Origin of the sequence: Burkholderia sp. 567 (genome assembly GCF_040545115.1) — a bacterium.
Lineage (GTDB): Bacteria > Pseudomonadota > Gammaproteobacteria > Burkholderiales > Burkholderiaceae > Burkholderia > Burkholderia ambifaria.
In genome coordinates, this window is sequence record NZ_JBEPLG010000008.1 from 260,751 (window position 1) to 282,115 (window position 21,365).

A 21,365-nucleotide genomic window follows, 5' to 3' on the forward strand; every position below is an offset into this window, starting at 1 on the left:
ACACACACGATGACTGAACAGAAACGCAAGATCGAGAAGCTCACCGGCGTCAAAGGCATGAACGACATCCTTCCGCAGGATGCCGGCCTGTGGGAGTTCTTCGAAGCCACCGTGAAATCGTTGCTGCGCGCGTACGGCTACCAGAACATCCGCACGCCGATCGTCGAACACACGCAGCTCTTCACGCGCGGCATCGGCGAAGTCACGGACATCGTCGAGAAGGAAATGTACAGCTTCACCGACGCGCTGAACGGCGAGAACCTGACGATGCGCCCGGAGAACACCGCGGCCGTCGTGCGCGCGTCGATCGAGCACAACATGCTGTACGACGGCCCGAAGCGCCTGTGGTACATCGGCCCGATGTTCCGTCACGAGCGTCCGCAGCGCGGCCGCTACCGCCAGTTCCACCAGGTCGGCGTCGAGGCGCTCGGCTTCGCGGGCCCGGATGCGGACGCCGAGATCATCATGATGTGCCAGCGCCTGTGGGACGACCTCGGGCTGACCGGCATCAAGCTCGAGATCAACTCGCTCGGCCTCGCGGAAGAGCGGGCCGCGCACCGTGTCGAACTGATCAAGTACCTCGAGCAGTTCGCCGACGTGCTGGACGAGGACGCGAAGCGCCGCCTGTATACGAACCCGCTGCGCGTGCTCGACACGAAGAATCCCGCGCTGCAGGAAATCGCGCAGAACGCGCCGAAGCTGATCGACTTCCTCGGCGACGAATCGCGCGCGCACTTCGAAGGGCTGCAGCGCCTGCTGCTCGCGAACAACATTCCGTTCAAGATCAACCCGCGTCTCGTGCGCGGCCTCGACTACTACAACCTGACCGTGTTCGAGTGGGTGACCGACAAGCTCGGCGCACAGGGCACCGTCGCGGCCGGCGGCCGCTACGATCCCCTGATCGAGCAGCTCGGCGGCAAGCCGACCGCCGCATGCGGCTGGGCGATGGGCATCGAGCGCATTCTCGAACTGCTGAAGGAAGAGGATCTCGCGCCCGAGCAGGAAGGTGTCGACGTGTACGTGGTGCACCAGGGCGAGACGGCGCGCGAACAGGCGTTCATCGCGGCCGAGCGTCTGCGCGACACGGGCCTCGACGTGATTTTCCACTGCAGCGCCGACGGCGCGCCGGCAAGCTTCAAGTCGCAGATGAAGCGGGCCGATGCAAGCGGTGCCGCGTTCGCGGTGATCTTCGGCGAAGAAGAGGTCGCGAACGGCACGGTGGGCGTGAAAGCGCTGCGCGGTGCGGGCGAGGAAGGGGAAAAGAACGTTCAGCAGACCGTACCGGTCGAAAGCTTGACCGAATTCCTAATCAATGCGATGGTTGCATCCGCCGAAGACGGCGACGACTGATCGCGCTCGCATTCGCTCGACAAGAAAAAGCCTGAACAGGAAGGAATCGCTCGCCGATGAGTTATCACGACGAACAAGAATCGATTGAAAGTGTCAAGGCGTGGTGGGCCCGCTGGGGCAACCTCACCACGTGGATCGTGCTCGCGGCGCTGGTCGTCGCGGCCGGTTTCAACGGCTGGAATTACTGGCAGCGCCGTCAGGCCGCCGAGGCTTCCGGGTTGTACGAGCAGGTCCAGAAGGCCGCCGCCGCGAACGACAAGGCGACGATGGCCCGCGCGGCCGCCGACATGGAAGACAAGTTCGCCCGCACGCCGTACGCGCAGATGACGGCCCTGTCGGCCGCGAAGACGCTCTACGCGGCAGGCGACGCCGCCGGCGCGAAGGCCCAGCTGCAATGGGCTGTCGATCACGCCAGGGATGACGAGTACAAGCAGATCGCGAAGCTGCGTCTCGCATCGCTGCTGCTCGACGAGAAGGCGTACGATGCGGGCCTCGCGCTGCTGTCCGGCACGCCGGTCGATGCATTCAAGGGCGTCGTGGCCGATCGCCGCGGCGATCTGCTGGCCGCGCAAGGCAAGACCGACGACGCGCGCGCGGCGTACAAGCTCGCGCTCGACGGCCTGCCGCAGGACGACCAGTCCGCGCGCCAGCTCGTGCAGTTCAAGCTCGACGCGCTCGGCGGCTGATTCCGGCCCCCTCAACCTCTTAACTCTGCTTCGCTAACCGATGAATTTGCTGAAACGTTACGCTGTGCCCGTAGCCTGCGCGGCGGCTGTCCTGGCATTGGCGGCCTGCTCGTCGTCGAAGGACGCGCGCCGCGTGCCGACGCCGCTCACCGAGTTCAAGCCCGTCATGGACGTGCAACAGGTCTGGAAGGCGAGCGTCGGCAAGGGCGGGCGCTACCTGTTCACGCCGGTGGCTGTGGGCGACGCCGTCTATGCCGCGGGCGAGAACGGTTCGGTCGAGAAGATCGACGCGAAGACGGGCCAGACGCTGTGGCGCTCGAAGGTCGGTTCGGACCTGTCGGCCGGTGTCGGCAGCGACGGCAACCTGACCGCGGTCGGCGCGCTCAAGGGCGGCGTGTTCGTCTTGGGCCCCGACGGCAAGCTGCTGTGGAAGACGAGCGTGCAGGGCGAGATCTTCTCGCCGCCGCTGGTCGGCAACGGCCTCGTGATCGTGCGCACGATCGACGGCCAGGTGATCGCGTTCAACGCGCAGACGGGCGAGCAGAAGTGGAACTACCGCAACCGCGCGGTGCCGCTGAACCTGCGCGTGTCGGCCGGCATGACGTTCGCGGGCGACGCTGCCGTGCTGGCGGGCTTCCCCGGCGGCGGTCTGGTTGCGATCAACCTGCAGACGGGCGAGCCGTTCTGGCAGACGCCGGTGTCGTTCCCGAAGGGTGTGACCGAAGTGGAGCGCATCAACGACGTCAGCGGTCCGCCGACGCTCGTGGGTGCCGAAGCATGCGCGGTCACGTTCCAGGGGCAGATCGGCTGCTTCGACGCAAACTCGGGCCGTCCGCTGTGGGAAAAGGCGTTCTCGAGCCGCAGCGGCCTCGCGCAGGACGATTCGGTCGTCGCCGGCGGCGACGACTGGTCGGTCGTGACGGCTTACGACTCGGCGAGCGGCAACCAGCTCTGGCGCAACGACAAGCTGAAGAGCCGCGACGTCGGCGTGCCTTACCTGCTTGGCCATGCGGTCGTGATGGGCGACTACAAGGGCTTCGTGCACTTCCTGTCGCGCGAGGACGGCAGCTTCATCGCGCGGATGAAGACGGACGGCAGCGCGATTACCGCGGCGCCGGTCCTGGCGGGCAATACGCTCGTCGTGCAGACGAAGGACGGCGGCCTGTACGGGTTCCGTCCGCGCTGACGCGCACGCAACAGGCGCGATCGCGGCGCGGCGGGCTCGTCCCGCGCGCCGCGGTCGTGCGACACGAAGGCGGCCGGTGTTCCCGGCCGCTCGGTATTTGAAAGGCAGTTCGAAACGAAAGACCACGGCGTGCAACGCGCGCCCGGCGCGCGCATCCGGCGCGGCGCGAATTCGTGATATTTTCATTCAGCGCAGCCGCCCGCAGCAGCGGGCCTCCCGCTGCTGCGCATCACCGTAGAAAACACAGATGAAACCGGTCATTGCCCTTGTTGGGCGCCCCAATGTGGGGAAATCCACGCTGTTCAACCGGCTCACGCGCTCGCGTGATGCGCTGGTCGCCGATTTGCCCGGCCTCACGCGCGATCGCCATTACGGCGAAGGGCGGGTCGGCGAACGGCCGTACCTGGTCGTCGATACCGGCGGCTTCGAACCCGTCGCGAAGGACGGCATCCTGCACCAGATGGCACGCCAGACTCGGCAGGCCGTCGAGGAAGCCGACGTCGTCGTGTTCATCGTCGACGGCCGTAACGGGCTCGCGCCGCAGGACAAGTCGATCGCCGACTACCTGCGCAAGACCGGCCGGCCGATCTTCCTGGTCGTCAACAAGGCCGAGGGGATGAAGTACACGGCGGTCGCGACGGACTTCTACGAGCTCGGCCTCGGCGATCCGCGCGCGATCTCGGCCGCGCACGGCGACGGCGTGACCGACATGATCAACGAGGCGCTGGAAGTCGCGTACGCGGGCCAGCCCGAGGAAGCGGACGACGACGATCCGTCGCGCGGCATCAAGATCGCGATCGTGGGCCGTCCGAACGTCGGCAAGTCGACGCTCGTGAACGCGCTGATCGGCGAGGACCGCGTGATCGCGTTCGACATGCCGGGCACGACGCGCGATTCGATCTACGTCGACTTCGAGCGTAACGGCAAGAAATACACGCTGATCGACACGGCAGGCCTGCGGCGCCGCGGCAAGGTGTTCGAGGCGATCGAGAAATTCTCGGTCGTGAAGACGCTGCAATCGATTTCCGACGCGAACGTCGTCATTCTTCTGCTGGATGCGCAGCAGGACATTTCCGACCAGGACGCGCACATCGCCGGCTTCGTCGTCGAGCAGGGCCGCGCGCTCGTGATCGGCGTCAACAAGTGGGACGGTCTCGACGACCACGCGCGCGATCGCGCGAAAGCGGATTTGACCCGCAAGCTGAAATTCCTCGACTTCGCGAAATCGCACTACATTTCGGCCGCGAAGAAGACGGGCATCGGCGCGCTGATGCGCTCGGTCGACGACGCGTACGCGGCGGCCATGGCGAAACTGCCGACGCCGAAGCTCACGCGCGCGCTGATCGAGGCCGTCGAGTTCCAGCAGCCGCGCCGTCGCGGCCCGGTGCGTCCGAAGCTGCGCTACGCGCACCAGGGCGGACAGAATCCGCCGCTGATCGTGATCCACGGCAACGCGCTCGACGCGGTGACCGAAACGTACAAGCGCTACCTCGAAAACCGATTCCGCGAAACTTTCTCCCTGACCGGGACTCCATTGCGCATAGAGTTCCGTTCGTCGAACAATCCGTACGCGGACAAGGGCTGAACATGCCTGCCACGCACGTCCCGCAAGGGCCAGGCCGCATGGCCTGCTGCCGGGCGGGGCAGGCAAAATCAGCTATAGTGTAGCGATTGGCGCCGGATCTCTTTTTCTTCGGCGCCAAATTCAGATCAACCTGCAAAAAAAGATGGAGTACGCCATGAGCAACAAAGGGCAATTGTTACAAGACCCGTTTTTGAACGCACTGCGCAAAGAGCACGTTCCCGTTTCGATCTATCTCGTCAACGGCATCAAGCTCCAAGGGAACATCGAATCGTTCGACCAGTACGTCGTGTTGCTCCGTAATACGGTGACCCAGATGGTCTACAAGCACGCCATCTCGACGGTCGTGCCGGCGCGCCCGGTGAATTTCCACCCGGACGCGGAAGCGACCACGTCCTAACCTATCGCAGCGGCCGGCATCCGGTCGCCGCGAGCGACCGATGCCAGCCGCCTTATCTTGACACCCGATAATTTGATCAACGCAGCGCTCGTCGGCATCGACTTCGGCAAGACCGATTTCGAAGCCAGTCTGGAAGAACTCAGTCTTCTCGCCTCCAGTGCGGGGGCCCGTCCCGCCGTCACCCTCACCGGTCGTCGCGCCAGTCCCGATGCCAAGATGTTCATCGGCAGCGGCAAAGCCGAAGAACTCCGGCTCGCCTGCGACGTACACAACGTCGAAATCGTCATCTTCAACCACGCGCTGGCACCGGCCCAGCAACGCAACCTGGAGCAGGCGCTCAACAGGCGGGTGGTCGATCGCACGAGCCTGATCCTCGATATCTTCGCGCAGCGCGCCCGCAGCCACGAAGGCAAGCTTCAGGTCGAGCTTGCGCAGCTGCAATACCTGTCGACCCGGCTGATTCGCGCATGGACCCACCTGGAGCGGCAAAAGGGCGGTATCGGCCTGCGCGGCCCGGGCGAAACCCAGCTCGAAACCGACCGCCGGCTGATCGGCGAGCGCATCAAGATGCTGAAGTCGCGGCTCGACCGGCTGCGCCGGCAACACAGCACGCAGCGTCGCCAGCGCGCGCGCAGCGGCACGATGTCGGTGTCGCTCGTCGGCTATACGAACGCGGGCAAGTCGACGCTGTTCAATGCGCTGACGAAGGCGCAGGCCTATGCGGCCGACCAGCTGTTCGCCACGCTCGACACGACGTCGCGGCGCGTGTATCTGGGCGACGAGGTCGGGCAGATCGTCGTGTCCGATACGGTCGGGTTCATCCGCGAACTGCCTCACCAGCTGGTTGCCGCGTTTCGCGCGACCCTCGAGGAAACGATCCATGCGGATTTGCTGCTGCACGTGGTCGATGCGTCGAGCGCGGTGCGGCTCGAACAGATCGAGCAGGTGAACGGCGTGCTGCACGAAATCGGCGCGGACACGATCCGGCAGGTGCTGGTGTTCAACAAGATCGACGCCGTGCCCGAGCTGGCAGCCCGCGGCGACGCGGTCGAGCGAGACGAGTATGGTAATATTTCGCGCGTCTTTTTGAGCGCGCGCACCGGTCAGGGTCTCGACACGTTGCGTGCCGCCATCGCCGAAATCGCCTCCGCGGAACACCTTACCGGCGCGACGTTACCCAACGGCGCGCTCGACGGCGCTCCCGCAGAACCACACGAAGACCACACGATTTCCGAACACGGGCGCTAACCGGCCCCGGCCGGTTCGCTGACGTCCCATCTGGTGAACAAACTCTGGTGAACGAATACAACGAGCGGAGTACCTGGCGGCGGATGCGCGCCTTGCTGTCGATCAACGATCCCCGCTGGGGACGCGGCGAAGGCAAGGGCAACGACGCATCCCGTCCGCGTGCGAACGAATCGAAGCGTCCGCCCGGTGGCGACGGTGACGGTCCGCCCGATCTCGACGAGATGTGGCGCAACTTCAACCGGCGTCTGAGCGGCCTGTTCGGCGGCAAGGGCGGCAACGGCTTCCGGCCCGACAACGGCCGGGCCGCGCGCGTCGGCGTCGGCATCGTGATCGGCGTGCTGGTCGCGGTCTACGCGGGCAGCGGGCTGTTCGTCGTGCAGGACGGCCAGACGGGCGTCGTGCTGCAGTTCGGCAAGCTGTCCGGCACGGTCGGTCAGGGCGTGCACTGGCGTGCGCCTTATCCGTTCGCGTCGCACGAGATCGTCGACACGTCGCAGGTCCGTTCGATCGAGATCGGCCGCAACAACGTCGTGCGGCTCGCGAACGTGAAGGAAGCGGCGATGCTGACGCGCGACGCCGACATCGTCGACGTGCGTTTCGTCGTCCAGTACCGGATCCGTTCGGCAACCGATTACCTGTTCCGCAGCGTCGACCCCGAGCGCGGCGTGTCGGAGGCCGCGCAGGCCGCGGTGCGCGCGATCGTCGGTACGCGCAGCGCGGCCGACATGCTGAACCAGGACCGCGACGCGCTGCGCGAGCAGCTGTCCGCCGCGATCCAGCGCGATCTCGATCGCTACCAGTCGGGGCTCGAAGTCACGGCCGTCACGATGCAGAGCGTCGCGGCGCCGGAGCAGACGCAAGCCGCGTACGCCGAAGTCGCGAAGGCGCGCGACGAGCGCGAGGCCGCCAAGCGTACCGCGCAGGCCTATGCCAACGACCTGCTGCCCAAGGCGCAGGGCAATGCCGCGAAACTCGTCGACGAAGCGAAGGCGTATGCCGATCGCGTGGTCACCGAGGCCGAAGGCGACGCCGACCGCTTCAAGCAGGTCTATGCGCAGTATTCGAAGGCGCCCGCGGTGATTCGCGAGCGGATGTACCTCGAGACGATGCAGGAAATCTATTCGAACGCGACGAAGGTGTTCGTCGGCAACAAGGGTAGCAACGTCGTGTACCTGCCGCTCGACAAGCTCGTCGAGCAGGAGCGACAAAACGCCGCGAGCGCCACGAATGCCGCGACGCCCGCCGGCGCATCCGCGCCCGACGCAGCGTCGGCGCCGGCCGGCGCGGCGGCGAGCGTGCCCGCGAGCGCGGCCTCGGCTTCGGCCGCGGCGGCGCCCGCACCGGGCAGCGACGTGCTGCGGTCGCGCGAAGCGTTCCGCAGCCGCTCGCGCGAAGACGATACGAAGTAACGGGAGCGCAGAACATGAACCGAATCATTGCGCTCGTCGTCGCAATCGTGATCGTCGCCTTCGCGGCATCGTCGACCGTGCTGACCGTCGATCCGCGCCACACGGCCGTGCTGTCGGGCCGCGACGGCACGCAGCCCGAACTCGCGGGCCCCGGCATCCATTTCAAGCTGCCGCCGCCGCTGCAGACGGCGACGCTGATCGACACGCGCCTGCAATCGCTCGAATCGTCGGATCCGCTGCAACTCGCGACCGAAGACAAGCACGATCTGCTCGTCACGTATGCGGTCAAGTACCGGATCAGCGATCCGATGAAGTACTTCACGGCGACGAGCGGCGACTCGGCCACCGCCGCCGAGCGTCTGACCGGCGCGCTGAAGAGCGCGCTCGGTGACGCATTCGGCAAGCGCGCGCTCGACGACGCGCTCGGCGGACAGCGCGACATCGCCAATGCGGCTCGCGATGCGGTGCGCGCGCAGGCATCCGGCTTCGGCGTCGACGTGGTCGATGTCCAGTTGACGCGCGTCGACTTGCCGGCCGCGCAGGCCGACGCCGTCTATCAGCGGATGATTGCCGCGCTGCGCGCGCAGGCCGCGCAGGTGCGCGCGGACGGCGCTGCGGATGTCGAACAGATCAAGGCCGATGCGGAGCGCGAACAGCAGGCGGTGCTCGCGAATGCGTACAAGTCCGCGCAGACGATCAAGGGCGAGGGCGATGCGAAGGCCGCGTCGATCGCCGCCGACGCGTTCGGCCAGGATCCGCAGTTCTACCAGTTCTACGCGAGCCTGCAGGCTTACCGGAATACCTTCAAGCGCAACGACATCATCGTGGTCGATCCCGACAGCGAGTTTTTCCGTTTCATGCGCAGCCCGACGGGCGGTGCCGCACCGGCGGCACCTGCTCCCCGCAAACACTGACCTTGGGGCGCCGCGTCGAGCGGCGCCGTCGTTCGCATGGATCTGGCTGGTTCGTTGTTGCTCGCGGTAGCACTGATGCTGATTATCGAGGGGGCGTTTCCCTTCGTGTTTCCCGTCGCCTGGCGCGACACGTTTCGTAGAATAGCGGAGCGGCCGCCGCATCATATCCGGATCGGCGGGCTCATCGTGATGGCGCTGGGGCTCATCCTGCTGCTGCTCGCCACCTGAACGGAGACCTGAACGAGACGGCCAATCCGCCGTCCGTTCCGCACGATTCCGATTTCCGATTCATCTCGTGGCGCGCGCGTCGCGCCCTGTTTCCCGTCGTAGGACCGTACCGATGTCGACCTGGTTACTTCCCGAGAATATCGCCGACGTACTGCCGTCGGAAGCGCGCAAGATCGAGGAGCTGCGCCGCAGGCTGCTCGACCGCTTCCGTTCGTACGGCTACGAAATGGTGATGCCGCCGCTGCTCGAATACCTCGAGTCGCTGCTGACGAGCGGCGGCGCCGACCTGCGCCTGCGCACCTTCAAGCTGGTCGACCAGCTGTCGGGCCGCACGCTCGGCCTGCGCGCGGACATCACGCCGCAGGTCGCGCGCATCGACGCGCACCTGCTGAACCGCCAGGGCGTCACGCGCCTTTGCTATGCGGGGCATGTGATGCATACGCGTCCGCGCGGCCTGCACGCGACGCGCGAGCAGATCCAGATCGGCGCCGAAATCTACGGGCATGCCGGGCTGGAAGCCGATCTCGAGATCCAGCAACTGATGCTCGACGCGCTGCACCTCGCGGGGCTGTCGCGAATCCGTCTGGACCTGTGCCATGCAGGCGTGCTCGCGGCGCTGCTCGCGCGCGACGCGCAGGCCGCCGAGCGCGGCGAGTCGCTGTACGACGCGCTGTCGGGCAAGGACGTGCCGCTGCTGAACGAACTCACCGACGATCTCGGCGCCGACACGCGCGCGGCGCTGCGTGCGTTGCCGCATCTGTACGGCGACGCGAGCGTGCTCGACGAGGCGCGCGCACGGCTGCCGGTGCTGCCCGAGATCACGCGCGCGCTCGACGATCTCGCGCAGCTCGCGGCCCAGGCGAAGGGCGTCGAGGTGGCGATCGATCTGGCCGACCTGCGCGGCTACGCGTACCACAGCGGCGCGATGTTTACCGCGTACATCGACGGCGTGCCGAACGCGATCGCGCGCGGCGGCCGTTATGACCACGTGGGGCAGGCTTACGGTCGCGCCCGCCCGGCGACGGGCTTCTCGCTCGATCTGCGCGAGCTCGCGCGGATTTCGCCGATCGAGGCGCGCGGCACCGCGATTCTCGCGCCGTGGGCGCAGGACGATGCGCTCGGCGCGGCCGTCGCGGCGCTGCGCGATGCGGGCGAGGTCGTGATCCAGGCATTGCCCGGGCACGACCACGTGCTCGACGAATTCGCGTGCGACCGATCGCTCGTCGAGCGCAACGGCGCATGGGTGGTCGAACCCCGTTAAAGAGGTGTTCGCGGGCCGTCGTTCGGCGTGCATATCGTTGAAGCGAAACGGAAAAATTCGGAATCGCCCGCGAACCTAGGTAGAATACGTTTTTAACCAGCTAACGAATCAACATGTCTGCCAGCGCAGTGAACGTGACTCCCGGGCGCAATGTCGTCGTCGTGGGAACGCAATGGGGTGATGAAGGCAAGGGCAAGATCGTCGACTGGCTGACGGACCACGCTCAGGGCGTCGTGCGTTTCCAGGGCGGTCACAACGCCGGCCACACCCTCATCATCGGCGGCAAGAAAACCATCTTGCGCCTCATTCCGTCGGGCATCATGCGTGAAGGCGTCGCCTGCTACATCGGCAACGGCGTCGTCCTGTCCCCCGAGGCACTGTTCAAGGAAATCGGCGAGCTGGAAGAAGCCGGCGTGAACGTTCGCGATCGCCTGTTCATTTCCGAAGCCACGACGCTGATCCTGCCGTACCACATCGCGATCGACCAGGCGCGCGAAGCGCGCAAGGGCGCGGGCAAGATCGGTACGACCGGCCGCGGCATCGGCCCCGCGTACGAAGACAAGGTCGGCCGCCGCGCGCTGCGCGTGCAGGACCTGTTCGACGCGAAGACCTTCGCCGACCGCCTGCGCGAAAACCTCGATTTCCACAACTTCGTGCTGACCCAGTACCTGGGTGGCGCAGCCGTCGATTTCCAGGCCACGCTCGACACGATGCTCGGCTATGCCGATCGCCTGAAGCCGATGGTGGCCGACGTGTCGCGCCGCCTGTACGACGCGAACAACGCCGGTCAGAACCTGCTGTTCGAAGGCGCGCAGGGCACGCTGCTCGACATCGACCACGGCACTTATCCGTTCGTCACGTCGAGCAACTGCGTCGCGGGTGCGGCATCGGCCGGCGCCGGCGTCGGTCCGCAGCAGCTGAACTACATCCTCGGCATCACGAAGGCGTATTGCACGCGCGTCGGCGCGGGCCCGTTCCCGAGCGAGCTGTACGATGCTGACAACCCGCAGCGTCAGGATCAGGTCGGCGTCACGCTGGCGAACGTCGGCAAGGAATTCGGCTCGGTCACCGGCCGTCCGCGCCGCACCGGCTGGCTCGACGCGGCCGCACTGCGCCGCTCGATCCAGATCAACGGCGTGTCGGGCCTCTGCATGACGAAGCTCGACGTGCTCGACGGCCTCGATGAAGTCAAGCTGTGCGTCGGCTACAAGATCGACGGCAAGGACGTGGACATCCTGCCGCGCGGTGCGGCCGATGTCGCGCGTTGCGAGCCCATGTACGAAACCTTCGCCGGCTGGAAGGAAAGCACCGTCGGCATCAAGACGTGGGACGCGCTGCCGGCGAATGCGCAGGCCTACCTGACCCGTGTCCAGGAAGTGGCCGGCGTGCCGGTCGACATGGTTTCGACCGGCCCGGATCGCGACGAAACGATCCTGCTCCGCCATCCGTTCAAGGTGTAATTTTCAGCATGACGCAGCAAATCACGATGACGGCGGCAGACTTGATGACCGATCCGCGCAACGACGACAAGAACCTGTGGGTAGGCTGGGACGAATACCATCGTCTGATCGAGCTGCTCGCGCTCCAGGTGCATGCATCGGGCTGGAAGTTCGACCAGATCCTGTGCCTCGCGCGCGGCGGTCTGCGTGTCGGCGATCAGCTCTCGCGCATCTATGACGTCCCGCTCGCGATCCTCGCGACGAGTTCGTACCGCGAAGCGGCCGGCACCGAGCAGGGTGAGCTCGACATCGCGCAGTACATCACGATGACGCGCGGCCAGCTCGCGGGCAACGTGCTGCTGGTCGACGATCTCGTCGATTCGGGCGTCACGCTCGCGCGTGTGCAGGAGCATCTCAAGGAGCGCTATCCGGCCGTCACGGCCGTGCGTTCGGCCGTACTCTGGTACAAGGGTTGCTCGAAGGTGAAGCCCGACTATCACACGCAGTATCTGCCCACGAACCCGTGGATTCATCAGCCGTTCGAAGAGTGGGACACCGTTCGTCCGCACAACCTCGAGGCGTGGATCAAGCGTGGTCGCGCGCAGCGCGACGGTTCGGGCGCGTAAGCGCCCGGCCGATCGAACGAAAGCCTTGTACGGCGCCGCTTGCGGCGCCGTTTTTCATTGGGGCGCGAGGCCGGCGGTCGCGGCGATCGGCCGTTCGCGGTAGGCAGACGGCGCTGCCCCGGCTATGATGGCAGCCCTGCCACAGCTTGCGCAGGATTGCATGCGCGGCGTGGATCACGTGGTGTCAGGGCAACACGGCAGGGCGGTGTTTCAGGGGGGCGCGAGTAGAATAGCGCTCGTTTTGTCCGAACCGGACCCGATTATTACGCTTCATATGAACGACACGATCCAGGCGACCGACGCAGCCCATGCGCATTCGACGCACCAACACTCGATGCGGGCGCTTGCGATAGCGGCCATCGGCGTCGTGTTCGGCGACATCGGCACGAGCCCGCTGTATGCGCTGAAGGAGGCGTTCAGCCCCGCACACGGCATCCCGCTGACCGAAAGTTCGATCCTGGGGGTGATCTCGCTGCTGTTCTGGGCGATCATCCTCGTGGTCGGTATCAAATATCTGCTGTTCGTGATGCGGGCCGACAACAACGGCGAGGGCGGCGTGCTCGCGCTGATGGCCCTGTCGCTGCGGCCGCTCGACTCGAAAACCCGCGTCGCGGGCGCGCTGATGGCGCTCGGGATATTCGGCGCGTGCATGTTCTACGGGGACGCGGTGATCACGCCGGCGATCTCGGTGATGTCGGCGGTCGAAGGTCTCGAAATCGCGACACCGCACCTGTCCCACCTCGTGCTGCCGATCACGATCGTGATCCTGATCGCGCTGTTCTGGATCCAGCGCCACGGCACCGCGCTGGTCGGCAAGCTGTTCGGCCCGATCATGGTCGTGTGGTTCATCGTGATCGCGGCACTCGGCGTGTACCACATCGCGCGCGTGCCGGGCATCATCGCGGCGATCAATCCGTACTACGCGGCATCGTTCATGGCCGACCACCTGCTGCAGGCCTACGTCGTGCTGGGTTCGGTCGTGCTGGTGCTGACCGGTGCGGAAGCGCTCTACGCGGACATGGGCCACTTTGGCGCGAAGCCGATCCGCCTCGCCGCGTACGGGCTCGTGATGCCGTCGCTCGTGCTGAACTACTTCGGCCAGGGCGCGCTGCTGATCCAGAACCCGAAAGCGATCGAAAACCCGTTCTTCCTGCTGGCGCCCGAGTGGGCATTGCTGCCGCTCGTCGTGCTGTCGACGGTCGCGACCGTGATCGCGTCGCAGGCTGTGATTTCGGGCGCGTATTCGCTGACGTCGCAGGCGATCCAGCTCGGCTACGTGCCGCGCATGAAGGTGCTGCATACGTCCGAGCTGGCGATCGGCCAGATCTACGTGCCGGTCGTGAACTGGCTGCTGCTGTTCGTGATCCTCTGCATCGTGATCGGCTTCAAGAGCTCCGACAACCTGGCGGCGGCGTACGGTATCGCGGTGACCGCGACGATGGTCATCACCACCGTGCTGGCGTGCGTCGTGATGGTGAAGGTGTGGAACTGGAACCGGCTGCTCGTCGGCGCGATCATCGCGGTGTTCCTCGCGATCGACCTCGGCTTTTTCGGCGCGAACCTGCTGAAGGTCGCGCAGGGCGGCTGGCTGCCGCTCGGCATCGGCGCGCTGCTGTTCTTCCTGCTGATGACCTGGTTCAAGGGTCGCCACATCGTCAAGGAGCGCACGGCCGCGGACGGTATCCCGCTCGAGCCGTTCCTGCACGGGCTGCTCGCGCATCCGCCGCACCGCGTGTCGGGCACCGCGATCTACCTGACCGGCAACGACAAGCTCGTGCCCGTGAGCCTGCTGCACAACCTGAAGCACAACAAGGTGCTCCACGAGCGGACCATCTTCCTGACGTTCGTCACGCGCGACATTCCGTACGTGCGCGACGACACGCGCCTGAGCTCGCGCGATGCGGGTGGCGGCCTGTACATCGTCAAGGCCCAGTACGGCTTCAACGAGACGCCGGACGTGAAGGCCGTACTCGAGGAATTCGGCCGCTCGCACGACATGACGTTCGAGCTGATGGACACCTCGTTCTTCCTCGCACGCGAAACGGTCGTGCCGACGCATCTGCCCGGCATGTCGATCTGGCGCGAGCGCGTGTTCGCGTGGATGCATCAGAACGCGGCGAAGCCGACCGACTTCTTCTCGATCCCGGCGAACCGCGTCGTCGAGCTCGGCACCAAGATCGAGATCTGACCGGCGCGCGTGGGCCGCGATGGCGGCCCAATTTGGTAGTGCGCTTGCCGCGCCATGAAAAAGCCCGCCTGTCGGCGGGCTTTTTTTCGTGCGTCGAAAACCTTCGCGCGTTCAGCGCTTCAGCTTCGCGAACGCGGCGGCCATCGCACCGGCCGGTTCCGGCTCGCGCGAACGCTGCGGGCGGGCCGCGCCGCGGCCGGCATTGCCGCGCTCCTGACTGCTGCGCGGCGCCATGCCGGGCGCGGCCGCTTCGTCGTCGAGGCGCATCGTCAGCGCAATGCGCTGGCGTTTCACGTCGACGTCGAGCACCTTGACCTTGACGACCTGGCCGGCCTTCACGACTTCGTGCGGATCCTTGATGAACTTCGTCGACATCGCCGACACGTGGACGAGGCCGTCCTGGTGCACACCGATATCCACGAATGCACCGAAGGCCGCGACGTTCGTCACGACCCCTTCGAGGAGCATGCCGGGCATCAGATCGGACACCTTCTCGACGCCGTCGCGGAACGTGGCGGTCTTGAATTCGGGCCGCGGGTCGCGACCCGGTTTTTCGAGTTCGGACAGGATGTCGCGCACGGTCGGCAGGCCGAAACGTTCGTCAACAAATTCCGTCGGCGACAGTCCGGACAGCGCGTCGCGGCTGCCGAGCACGTCGTCGATGCGCTTGTTGATCTTCGCGAGGATCCGTTCGACGACCGGGTAGGCCTCCGGGTGGACCGACGAGCGGTCGAGCGGATTCTCGCCGCCGTTGATGCGCAGGAAGCCGGCCGCCTGTTCGAAGGTCTTGTCGCCGAGGCGCGGCACCTTGCGCAGATGGTCGCGCGACGGGAACGGCCCGTTCGCGTCGCGATAGTCGACGATGTTGCGCGCGAGCGTCGCATTCAGGCCCGATACGCGTGCCAGCAGCGCGACCGACGCGGTATTCGCGTCGACGCCGACCGCGTTCACGCAATCCTCGACGACCGCGTCGAGCGAGCGGGCGAGTTCGCGCTGGTTCACGTCGTGCTGGTACTGGCCGACGCCGATCGCCTTCGGCTCGATCTTCACGAGTTCGGCGAGCGGATCCTGCAGGCGGCGCGCGATCGACACGGCGCCGCGCAGCGACACGTCGAGTTCCGGGAATTCCTTCGCGGCCAGCTCGGACGCCGAGTAGACCGACGCGCCGGCTTCCGACACGACGATCTTCTGCAGCCGCAGTTCGGGGTGCTTCGAGATCAGCTCGCTCGCGAGCTTGTCGGTTTCACGGGACGCGGTGCCGTTGCCGATGCTGATCAGCTCGGCCTGCGTCTGCGCGGCGATGCGCGCGAGCTTCGCGAGCGAGCCGTCCCAGTCGCGGCGCGGCTCGTGCGGGTAGATCGTGTCGGTCGCGAGCAGCTTGCCGGTGCGGTCGACCACGGCGACCTTCACGCCCGTGCGCAGGCCGGGGTCGAGACCGATCACGGCCTTCGGGCCGGCCGGCGCGGCCAGCAGCAGATCCTTCAGGTTGCGCGCGAACACGCGGATCGCCTCGGCTTCCGCCGTTTCACGCAGTTGCGTGAGCAGTTCATTCTCGATGTGCGGCTGCACCTTCACGCGCCAGCACCAGCGGCACACGTCGGACAGCCACTTGTCGGCGGGACGGTTCTGGTTCGCGATCCCGAAATGGCGCGCGATCATCGCTTCGCCGGGATGCGGAACCTGCGCGTCGAGTTCCTCGCCGAGGCCCAGCTTGACGGTCAGCACACCGGCGTTGCGGCCGCGGAACAGCGCGAGCGCGCGGTGCGACGGCACGGTCCGGATCGTCTCAGCGTAGTCGTAGTAGTCGCGGAATTTCTCGCCTTCCTCGTTTTCCTTGCCCTCGACCACGGCCGACGACACGACGCCCTGGCTGTGCAGATAGTCGCGCAGCTTGCCGAGCAGCTCGGCCGTTTCGCCAAACTGTTCGGACAGGATGTCGCGCGCGCCGTCGAGCGCGGCCTTCACGTCGGCGACTCCCTTGTCGGCATCGACGTACGCGGCGGCTTCGGCCTGCGGGTCGAGCAGCGGATTCGCGAGCAGCGCCTGCGCGAGCGGCTCGAGGCCGGCTTCGCGGGCGATCTGCGCGCGCGTGCGGCGCTTCGGCTTGTACGGCAGATAAAGGTCTTCGAGCACCTGCTTGCTGTCGGCCGCGTCGATCGCGGCGCGCAGTTCGTCGGTCAGCTTGCCCTGTTCGTCGATGCTCGACAGGATCGTCGCGCGGCGATCCTCGAGTTCGCGCAGATACAGGAGGCGCTCCTCGAGCTGGCGCAGCTGCGTGTCGTCCAGGTTGCCCGTCACTTCCTTGCGGTACCGGGCAATGAACGGAACGGTCGAGCCTTCGTCGAGGAGTTGCACGGCCGCCGCGACCTGGCGCGGCTGGACGGACAGTTCGGTGGCGATGCGCTGTACGATCTTGAGTGCTACGGTTTCCGTCATGTCGTGGATGATGTGCCTGCTGAAATCGCGGCGCGGGCCGGCAGACCGCGCGCGGCGGGCTGCGAGTCGGGCCCGCCGGACCAGATGCCGCGGGTGGGTGAAGCGGGGCATTTTGCCATAAATGGCGGAGCGTCCAGCCGGGGGTGATAGAATTTGACACATGTCCCGCAGCTTTCCTACGACGTTGCCAACTTCCCGCATTTCTCTCGTCGCGCTCGGCGCAGCGCTTGCCGCGGCTTTGTCCGCCGGGTCCACCGTCGCGTACGCACAGGCATCGGGCGCAAGCGCGCCTGACGCCGCTGCCGCCGTGCCCGTCGCAGCCTCCGCCACGCAGGATTTTGACGCCCGTCAAAAAGTGCTCAATCAACGTTCCGCGGAAAACGATTATCGTTATGCGGTGGCGGAGCACGATTGCTACAGCAAGTTCTTCGTCAATCACTGTCTCGGCAATGCGCGCGACCGGATGCGCGAGGAGCGGGCGAGCATCCGCCAGGAGCAGCTCGCGCTCGACGACGAGCAGCGTGCGGTGCGGGCGCAGCAGCGCGACCAGCAGCAGGCGCTGAAGCAGGCGCAGAATGCGGCGGAAGCGCCGCAGCGCGCGGCGAACGACGCGGCCAACGCGGCTGCGTTCCGCGACAAGCAGGAGCAGAATGCACTGAAGCGGGCGCAGCGCGGCGCGGAAGCGCCGCAGCATGCCGCGAGCAAGCAGGCCTACGACCAGAAGCAGGCCGACTTCCAGCGCAAGCTCGACCAGGCGCACCAGCAGGCCGCGCAGAAGGCGCAGGAGCGGGCGGACAACGCCACGCGCTACGAGCAGAAGCAGAAGGAAGCCGCGCAGCACAAGGCCGATGTCGAGCGGCGTCAGCAGGAAGCGGCCCAAAAGGCCAAGCAGCAGCAACAGCAGGGGCAGTAACGTATTGGATTGATCCGGACTCAGTCTCATGCGTGCCGGCACGCCAGTCGGCGCGCTGCTTCGATGAGGAGGCGCATATGCAAAACCGTCCCACGGAACAGCAGCAGGAATTGCACAACCGTTTGGCAGCATTGCAGGAGCAGCACCAGCAGCTCGCTCGAGAGATCGAGCTGAAGGAAGGACACTCCGACATCGACGACATTACGCTGCACCGGCTGAAGAAGGAAAAGCTGGCAGCCAAGGACAAAATCATTTTGCTGCAATCGCAGCTGGAACCGGATAAGCGCGCCTGAGCGCGGCCTGGCAAGCGCCGGCGCCGCCTCGGCGCTGGACACAGGAACGCTTGCCTTGAATTCACCGCTTGAAGCCAACCCCGATGCCCGGCCTGACGCGTCGTCTGCCGGGCGCGTTCGTGCGCCCGAAGGCACGTTCGAGCTGAGCCGCAAGCGCGTCGACGAACTCGACACGATCTTCGGTGAAGGCGGACTGCTTGCGCGCGCGCTCGACGGCTATCATCCGCGTCAGTCGCAGATCGAGATGGCGCGCGCGGTCGCGTCCGCGATGGAGGCGTCCGCGCGCCGTCTGCCCGAACCGGAAATCTTCGAAACCCGCAAGCGGCCCGCGCGCCGCCTCGGCGAAGGCGACAAGGCAGCCGAATCCGCGGCGGACGCTGCGGCGGCCGACACCGACAGCGACGCCGGCGACAACACGCTGATCGTCGAGGCCGGCACCGGTACCGGCAAGACCTATGCATACCTGGTGCCCGCGATGCTGTGGGGCGGCAAGGTGATCGTGTCGACCGGCACGAAGCACCTGCAGGACCAGCTGTTCCAGCGCGACATCCCGACCGTGCGCAACGCGCTCGCGGTGCCGGTGACGGTCGCGATGCTCAAGGGCCGCTCGAACTACCTGTGCCATTACTATCTGCAGCGCACGGCCGACAACGGCCGCCTGCCATCGCGACAGGACACCGCCTACCTGCAGGAAATCGTCCGGTTCGCGAAGATCACGAAAAGCGGCGACAAGGCCGAGCTCGCGAGCGTGCCGGAGACGGCGCCCGTATGGTCGATGGTCACGTCGACGCGCGACAACTGCCTCGGCCAGGAGTGCCCGCATTACAAGGAGTGCTTCGTGATGCAGGCGCGGCGCGAGGCGCAGCAGGCCGACGTCGTCGTCGTCAACCATCACCTGTTCTTCGCGGACATCATGCTGCGCGACACCGGGATGGCCGAGCTGCTGCCGAACGCGAACACGGTGATCTTCGACGAAGCGCACCAGCTGCCGGAGACGGCGACGCTGTTCTTCGGCGAGACGCTGTCGACCACGCAGATCCTCGAACTCGCACGCGACACGGTCGCCGAAGGCCTGAGCCATGCGCGCGATGCGGTCGAGTGGGTGAAGCTCGGCGGCGATCTCGAGCGCGCGGCGCGCGACCTGCGCCTCGCGTTCGCGAATGACCAGATCGTGCGCATGTCGCTCGCGCAACTGGGCGACGATCACCCGATGTTCGGCGCGCTCGACGCGCTCGAGGCGGCGCTCGATGCGCTCGCATCGGCGCTCGCGAGCCAGGCCGAGCGGGCGGAATCGCTCGGTGCGTGCCTGCGGCGCGCGCGCGAGCTGCAGGACCTGCTCGCGGGCTGGGTCGCGCCCGGCGCGGCGCAAGCGGCCGCGCAGGCCGATGCCGCGGCAGCCGGCGACAAGGCGGGTGCCGACGACCCGAACGAGAAGGTGCGCTGGGTCGAAGTGTTCGCGCATACCGTCCAGCTGCACGAGACGCCGTTGTCGGTCGCGCCGATCTTCGCGAAGCAGCGCGCCGGCGTGCCGCGCGCGTGGGTCTTCACGTCGGCGACGCTGTCGGTGCGCGGCGACTTCACGCACTACGCGGCCCAGATGGGCCTCAGCTCGCGGCGCTCGATGACGCTCGCGAGCCCGTTCGACTATCAGACGCAGGGCCTGCTGTACGTGCCGCGCAACCTGCCGCAGCCGTCGTCGCCGGCGTTTACCGACGCCGTATTCGATGCCGCGCTGCCGGCGATCGAGGCGTCGGGCGGCGGCGTCTTCATGCTGTGCACGACGCTGCGCGCGGTCGACCGGATCGCGTCGAAGCTGCGCGACGTGATCGAGTCGCGCGGCTGGAACACGCCGCTGCTGGTGCAGGGCGATGCCAGCCGCACCGAGCTGCTCGACCGCTTCCGTTCGTACGGCAATGCTATCCTCGTCGGCAGCCAGAGCTTCTGGGAAGGTGTCGACGTGCGCGGCGACGCGCTGTCGCTCGTCGTGATCGACAAGCTGCCGTTCGCGCCGCCCGACGATCCGGTGCTCGCCGCGCGACTCGATGCGCTAACGAAGAAAGGCTTGAGCCCGTTCGCGGTTCACCAGTTGCCGCAGGCCGTGATCACGCTGAAGCAGGGCGCGGGCCGCCTGATTCGCGCGGAGACCGATCGCGGCGTGCTGATGATCTGCGACACGCGGCTGGTCGACAAGCCGTACGGTCGCCGGATCTGGCAGAGCCTGCCGCCGTTCAAGCGCACGCGCGAGATCGCGGTCGTGCAGGACTTCTTCGACGAACATCGCGCGAAAAAACGCGCGTGACGCTCCGCCGCCCGCTACGGGCGGCGCCAATAAAAAACCCGGCTCGATGGCCGGGTTTTTTTGTGCGGCGAGCGTCGCTCAGAACTGCCACCACGACTTCTTCGTGCCGGGGCGCGAATGGCCGGTGATGTACGGGCTGTCCGGGAAGGTGCCCGCGAGCACGCGCTTCGTGTCTTCCGCGAGTTGCGGCTGGTTCAGCTTGCCATACGACAGGATCATGATGTGCAGCGCGTCCTCGATCGCCGGCGCGCCCTTGTAGTCCTTGATCGCGAGCTGCGCGCGGTTGATTGCCGCGACGTAGGCGCCGCGCCGATAGTAGTAGTCGGCCGCGTGGACTTCGTGCGACGCGAGCGCGTTGACGATGTAGCGCATCCGCGCCGCGGCGTCGGGCGCATACTTGCTCTTCGGGTAGCGGTCGACGACGACCTTGAACGCATCGTACGATTCGCGCAGTGCCTGCGGATCGCGCTCGCTCATGTCCTGGCCGGAGAAGCGGCCGAACAGGCCGAGATCGTCGTTGAAGTGGATCATCCCCTTCAGGTAGTACGCGTACGGGATATCCGGGTGATCCGGGTGCAACTGGATGAAGCGGTCGACGGCCTGGTCGGCGGCTGCCGCTTCGTTGTCCTTCCAGTTGCAGTACGCGACGTTGATCTGCGCCTGTTGCGCGAAATGACCGAACGGATCGCGGCCTTGCAGCGATTCGAAATATTTCGCGCACTTGCCCCAGTCGCCGCCGGACAGTGCATCCTGGGCCTCTGAGTATAATTTGTTGTTCGACCAGGTAGCCGTCTCGTCCTGCTTCTGCGGTAAGCCGTGGCAGCCGGCGATGAGGGCCGCGGCCGCTACCGCCGCAGCTCGGGCGGCGACGGTTTTGGCCGTACGTTTGGTCGAATTCATCATGCTC

At 66.4% G+C, this 21,365-nt stretch carries 18 protein-coding genes; 16 read left to right on the forward strand and 2 right to left on the reverse strand.

The window, feature by feature from the left end; all coding sequences use genetic code 11:
* The first annotated feature begins 9 nt into the window (after positions 1–9).
* The 13 genes from hisS (at position 10) to ABIC50_RS23890 (ending at position 14,517) form a co-directional block, all read left to right on the forward strand.
* Positions 10–1,350: a histidine--tRNA ligase gene (hisS, locus tag ABIC50_RS23830; protein ID WP_006754903.1), complete on the forward strand. Its 1,341-nt coding sequence runs from the start codon at positions 10–12 to the stop codon at positions 1,348–1,350.
* A 56-nt stretch (positions 1,351–1,406) separates the two neighbouring features.
* Positions 1,407–2,036 (forward strand): tetratricopeptide repeat protein, encoded by a 630-nt coding sequence (locus ABIC50_RS23835; RefSeq protein WP_012363993.1) that lies wholly within the window; start codon positions 1,407–1,409, stop codon positions 2,034–2,036.
* 40 nt (positions 2,037–2,076) lie between these two features.
* A complete protein-coding gene (bamB, locus tag ABIC50_RS23840) occupies positions 2,077–3,222 on the forward strand; it encodes an outer membrane protein assembly factor BamB (protein ID WP_011657019.1) in 1,146 nt (381 codons plus the stop codon).
* 247 nt (positions 3,223–3,469) lie between these two features.
* A complete protein-coding gene (gene der / locus ABIC50_RS23845; RefSeq protein WP_126227979.1) occupies positions 3,470–4,807 on the forward strand; it encodes a ribosome biogenesis GTPase Der in 1,338 nt (445 codons plus the stop codon).
* Positions 4,808–4,961: 154 nt separating this feature from the next.
* A complete protein-coding gene (hfq, locus tag ABIC50_RS23850; protein WP_006754897.1) occupies positions 4,962–5,204 on the forward strand; it encodes an RNA chaperone Hfq in 243 nt (80 codons plus the stop codon).
* 72 nt (positions 5,205–5,276) lie between these two features.
* Complete coding sequence (hflX, locus tag ABIC50_RS23855) at positions 5,277–6,452, forward strand: GTPase HflX (protein ID WP_175697639.1); 1,176 nt, start codon at positions 5,277–5,279, stop codon at positions 6,450–6,452.
* A gap of 47 nt (positions 6,453–6,499) precedes the next feature.
* Entirely contained in the window at positions 6,500–7,861 is a 1,362-nt protein-coding gene (gene hflK / locus ABIC50_RS23860; protein WP_354167175.1) for an FtsH protease activity modulator HflK, read from the forward strand.
* Between the two features lie 14 nt (positions 7,862–7,875).
* Entirely contained in the window at positions 7,876–8,775 is a 900-nt protein-coding gene (gene hflC, locus ABIC50_RS23865; protein WP_354167178.1) for a protease modulator HflC, read from the forward strand.
* A 36-nt stretch (positions 8,776–8,811) separates the two neighbouring features.
* Positions 8,812–9,003 (forward strand): DUF2065 domain-containing protein, encoded by a 192-nt coding sequence (locus ABIC50_RS23870; RefSeq protein ID WP_006755322.1) that lies wholly within the window; start codon positions 8,812–8,814, stop codon positions 9,001–9,003.
* Positions 9,004–9,115: 112 nt separating this feature from the next.
* Positions 9,116–10,264: an ATP phosphoribosyltransferase regulatory subunit gene (locus ABIC50_RS23875; RefSeq protein WP_006755321.1), complete on the forward strand. Its 1,149-nt coding sequence runs from the start codon at positions 9,116–9,118 to the stop codon at positions 10,262–10,264.
* A 113-nt stretch (positions 10,265–10,377) separates the two neighbouring features.
* Positions 10,378–11,724, forward strand: a complete 1,347-nt coding sequence (locus ABIC50_RS23880) for an adenylosuccinate synthase (RefSeq protein WP_165751508.1) — start codon at positions 10,378–10,380, stop codon at positions 11,722–11,724.
* Between the two features lie 8 nt (positions 11,725–11,732).
* Complete coding sequence (locus ABIC50_RS23885) at positions 11,733–12,329, forward strand: phosphoribosyltransferase (protein WP_006755319.1); 597 nt, start codon at positions 11,733–11,735, stop codon at positions 12,327–12,329.
* A gap of 274 nt (positions 12,330–12,603) precedes the next feature.
* Entirely contained in the window at positions 12,604–14,517 is a 1,914-nt protein-coding gene (locus tag ABIC50_RS23890; RefSeq protein WP_165751507.1) for a potassium transporter Kup, read from the forward strand.
* A gap of 111 nt (positions 14,518–14,628) precedes the next feature.
* On the opposite strand, the gene ABIC50_RS23895 is transcribed toward ABIC50_RS23890, so the two are convergent.
* Positions 14,629–16,953: a Tex family protein gene (locus ABIC50_RS23895; protein ID WP_105834130.1), complete on the reverse strand. Its 2,325-nt coding sequence runs from the start codon at positions 16,951–16,953 to the stop codon at positions 14,629–14,631.
* Between the two features lie 160 nt (positions 16,954–17,113).
* Between ABIC50_RS23895 and ABIC50_RS23900 the strand changes: the two genes are divergently transcribed.
* From ABIC50_RS23900 to yoaA, 3 genes are all read left to right on the forward strand, one after another.
* The gene (locus ABIC50_RS23900; protein ID WP_011657013.1) at positions 17,114–17,866 is read left to right on the forward strand and encodes a hypothetical protein; all 753 of its coding nucleotides are present in this window, start codon (positions 17,114–17,116) and stop codon (positions 17,864–17,866) included.
* A 77-nt stretch (positions 17,867–17,943) separates the two neighbouring features.
* On the forward strand, positions 17,944–18,159 hold the full coding sequence (locus tag ABIC50_RS23905; RefSeq protein WP_006755091.1) for a YdcH family protein: 216 nt from the start codon (positions 17,944–17,946) through the stop codon (positions 18,157–18,159).
* A 55-nt stretch (positions 18,160–18,214) separates the two neighbouring features.
* Complete coding sequence (gene yoaA, locus ABIC50_RS23910) at positions 18,215–20,458, forward strand: DNA repair helicase YoaA (protein ID WP_354167181.1); 2,244 nt, start codon at positions 18,215–18,217, stop codon at positions 20,456–20,458.
* Between the two features lie 78 nt (positions 20,459–20,536).
* Here the strand turns inward: yoaA and ABIC50_RS23915 are convergent, their stop codons facing one another.
* Entirely contained in the window at positions 20,537–21,361 is an 825-nt protein-coding gene (locus tag ABIC50_RS23915) for an outer membrane protein assembly factor BamD (RefSeq protein WP_006755093.1), read from the reverse strand.
* Between the last annotated feature and the right edge of the window lie 4 nt (positions 21,362–21,365).

Excerpts from the sequence above, each read along its gene's own strand:
- ABIC50_RS23895 (WP_105834130.1), bottom strand. The coding sequence starts at position 16,953 with ATGACGGAAACCGTAGCACTCAAGATCGTACAGCGCATCGCCACCGAA.
- ABIC50_RS23880 (WP_165751508.1), top strand. The coding sequence starts at position 10,378 with ATGTCTGCCAGCGCAGTGAACGTGACTCCCGGGCGCAATGTCGTCGTC.
- hisS (WP_006754903.1), top strand. The coding sequence starts at position 10 with ATGACTGAACAGAAACGCAAGATCGAGAAGCTCACCGGCGTCAAAGGC.
- ABIC50_RS23885 (WP_006755319.1), top strand. The coding sequence starts at position 11,733 with ATGACGCAGCAAATCACGATGACGGCGGCAGACTTGATGACCGATCCG.
- ABIC50_RS23835 (WP_012363993.1), top strand. The coding sequence starts at position 1,407 with ATGAGTTATCACGACGAACAAGAATCGATTGAAAGTGTCAAGGCGTGG.
- ABIC50_RS23890 (WP_165751507.1), top strand. The coding sequence starts at position 12,604 with ATGAACGACACGATCCAGGCGACCGACGCAGCCCATGCGCATTCGACG.
- der (WP_126227979.1), top strand. The coding sequence starts at position 3,470 with ATGAAACCGGTCATTGCCCTTGTTGGGCGCCCCAATGTGGGGAAATCC.
- ABIC50_RS23900 (WP_011657013.1), top strand. The coding sequence starts at position 17,114 with ATGTCCCGCAGCTTTCCTACGACGTTGCCAACTTCCCGCATTTCTCTC.
- bamB (WP_011657019.1), top strand. The coding sequence starts at position 2,077 with ATGAATTTGCTGAAACGTTACGCTGTGCCCGTAGCCTGCGCGGCGGCT.
- hfq (WP_006754897.1), top strand. The coding sequence starts at position 4,962 with ATGAGCAACAAAGGGCAATTGTTACAAGACCCGTTTTTGAACGCACTG.
- hflC (WP_354167178.1), top strand. The coding sequence starts at position 7,876 with ATGAACCGAATCATTGCGCTCGTCGTCGCAATCGTGATCGTCGCCTTC.
- ABIC50_RS23915 (WP_006755093.1), bottom strand. The coding sequence starts at position 21,361 with ATGATGAATTCGACCAAACGTACGGCCAAAACCGTCGCCGCCCGAGCT.
- ABIC50_RS23905 (WP_006755091.1), top strand. The coding sequence starts at position 17,944 with ATGCAAAACCGTCCCACGGAACAGCAGCAGGAATTGCACAACCGTTTG.
- ABIC50_RS23870 (WP_006755322.1), top strand. The coding sequence starts at position 8,812 with ATGGATCTGGCTGGTTCGTTGTTGCTCGCGGTAGCACTGATGCTGATT.
- ABIC50_RS23875 (WP_006755321.1), top strand. The coding sequence starts at position 9,116 with ATGTCGACCTGGTTACTTCCCGAGAATATCGCCGACGTACTGCCGTCG.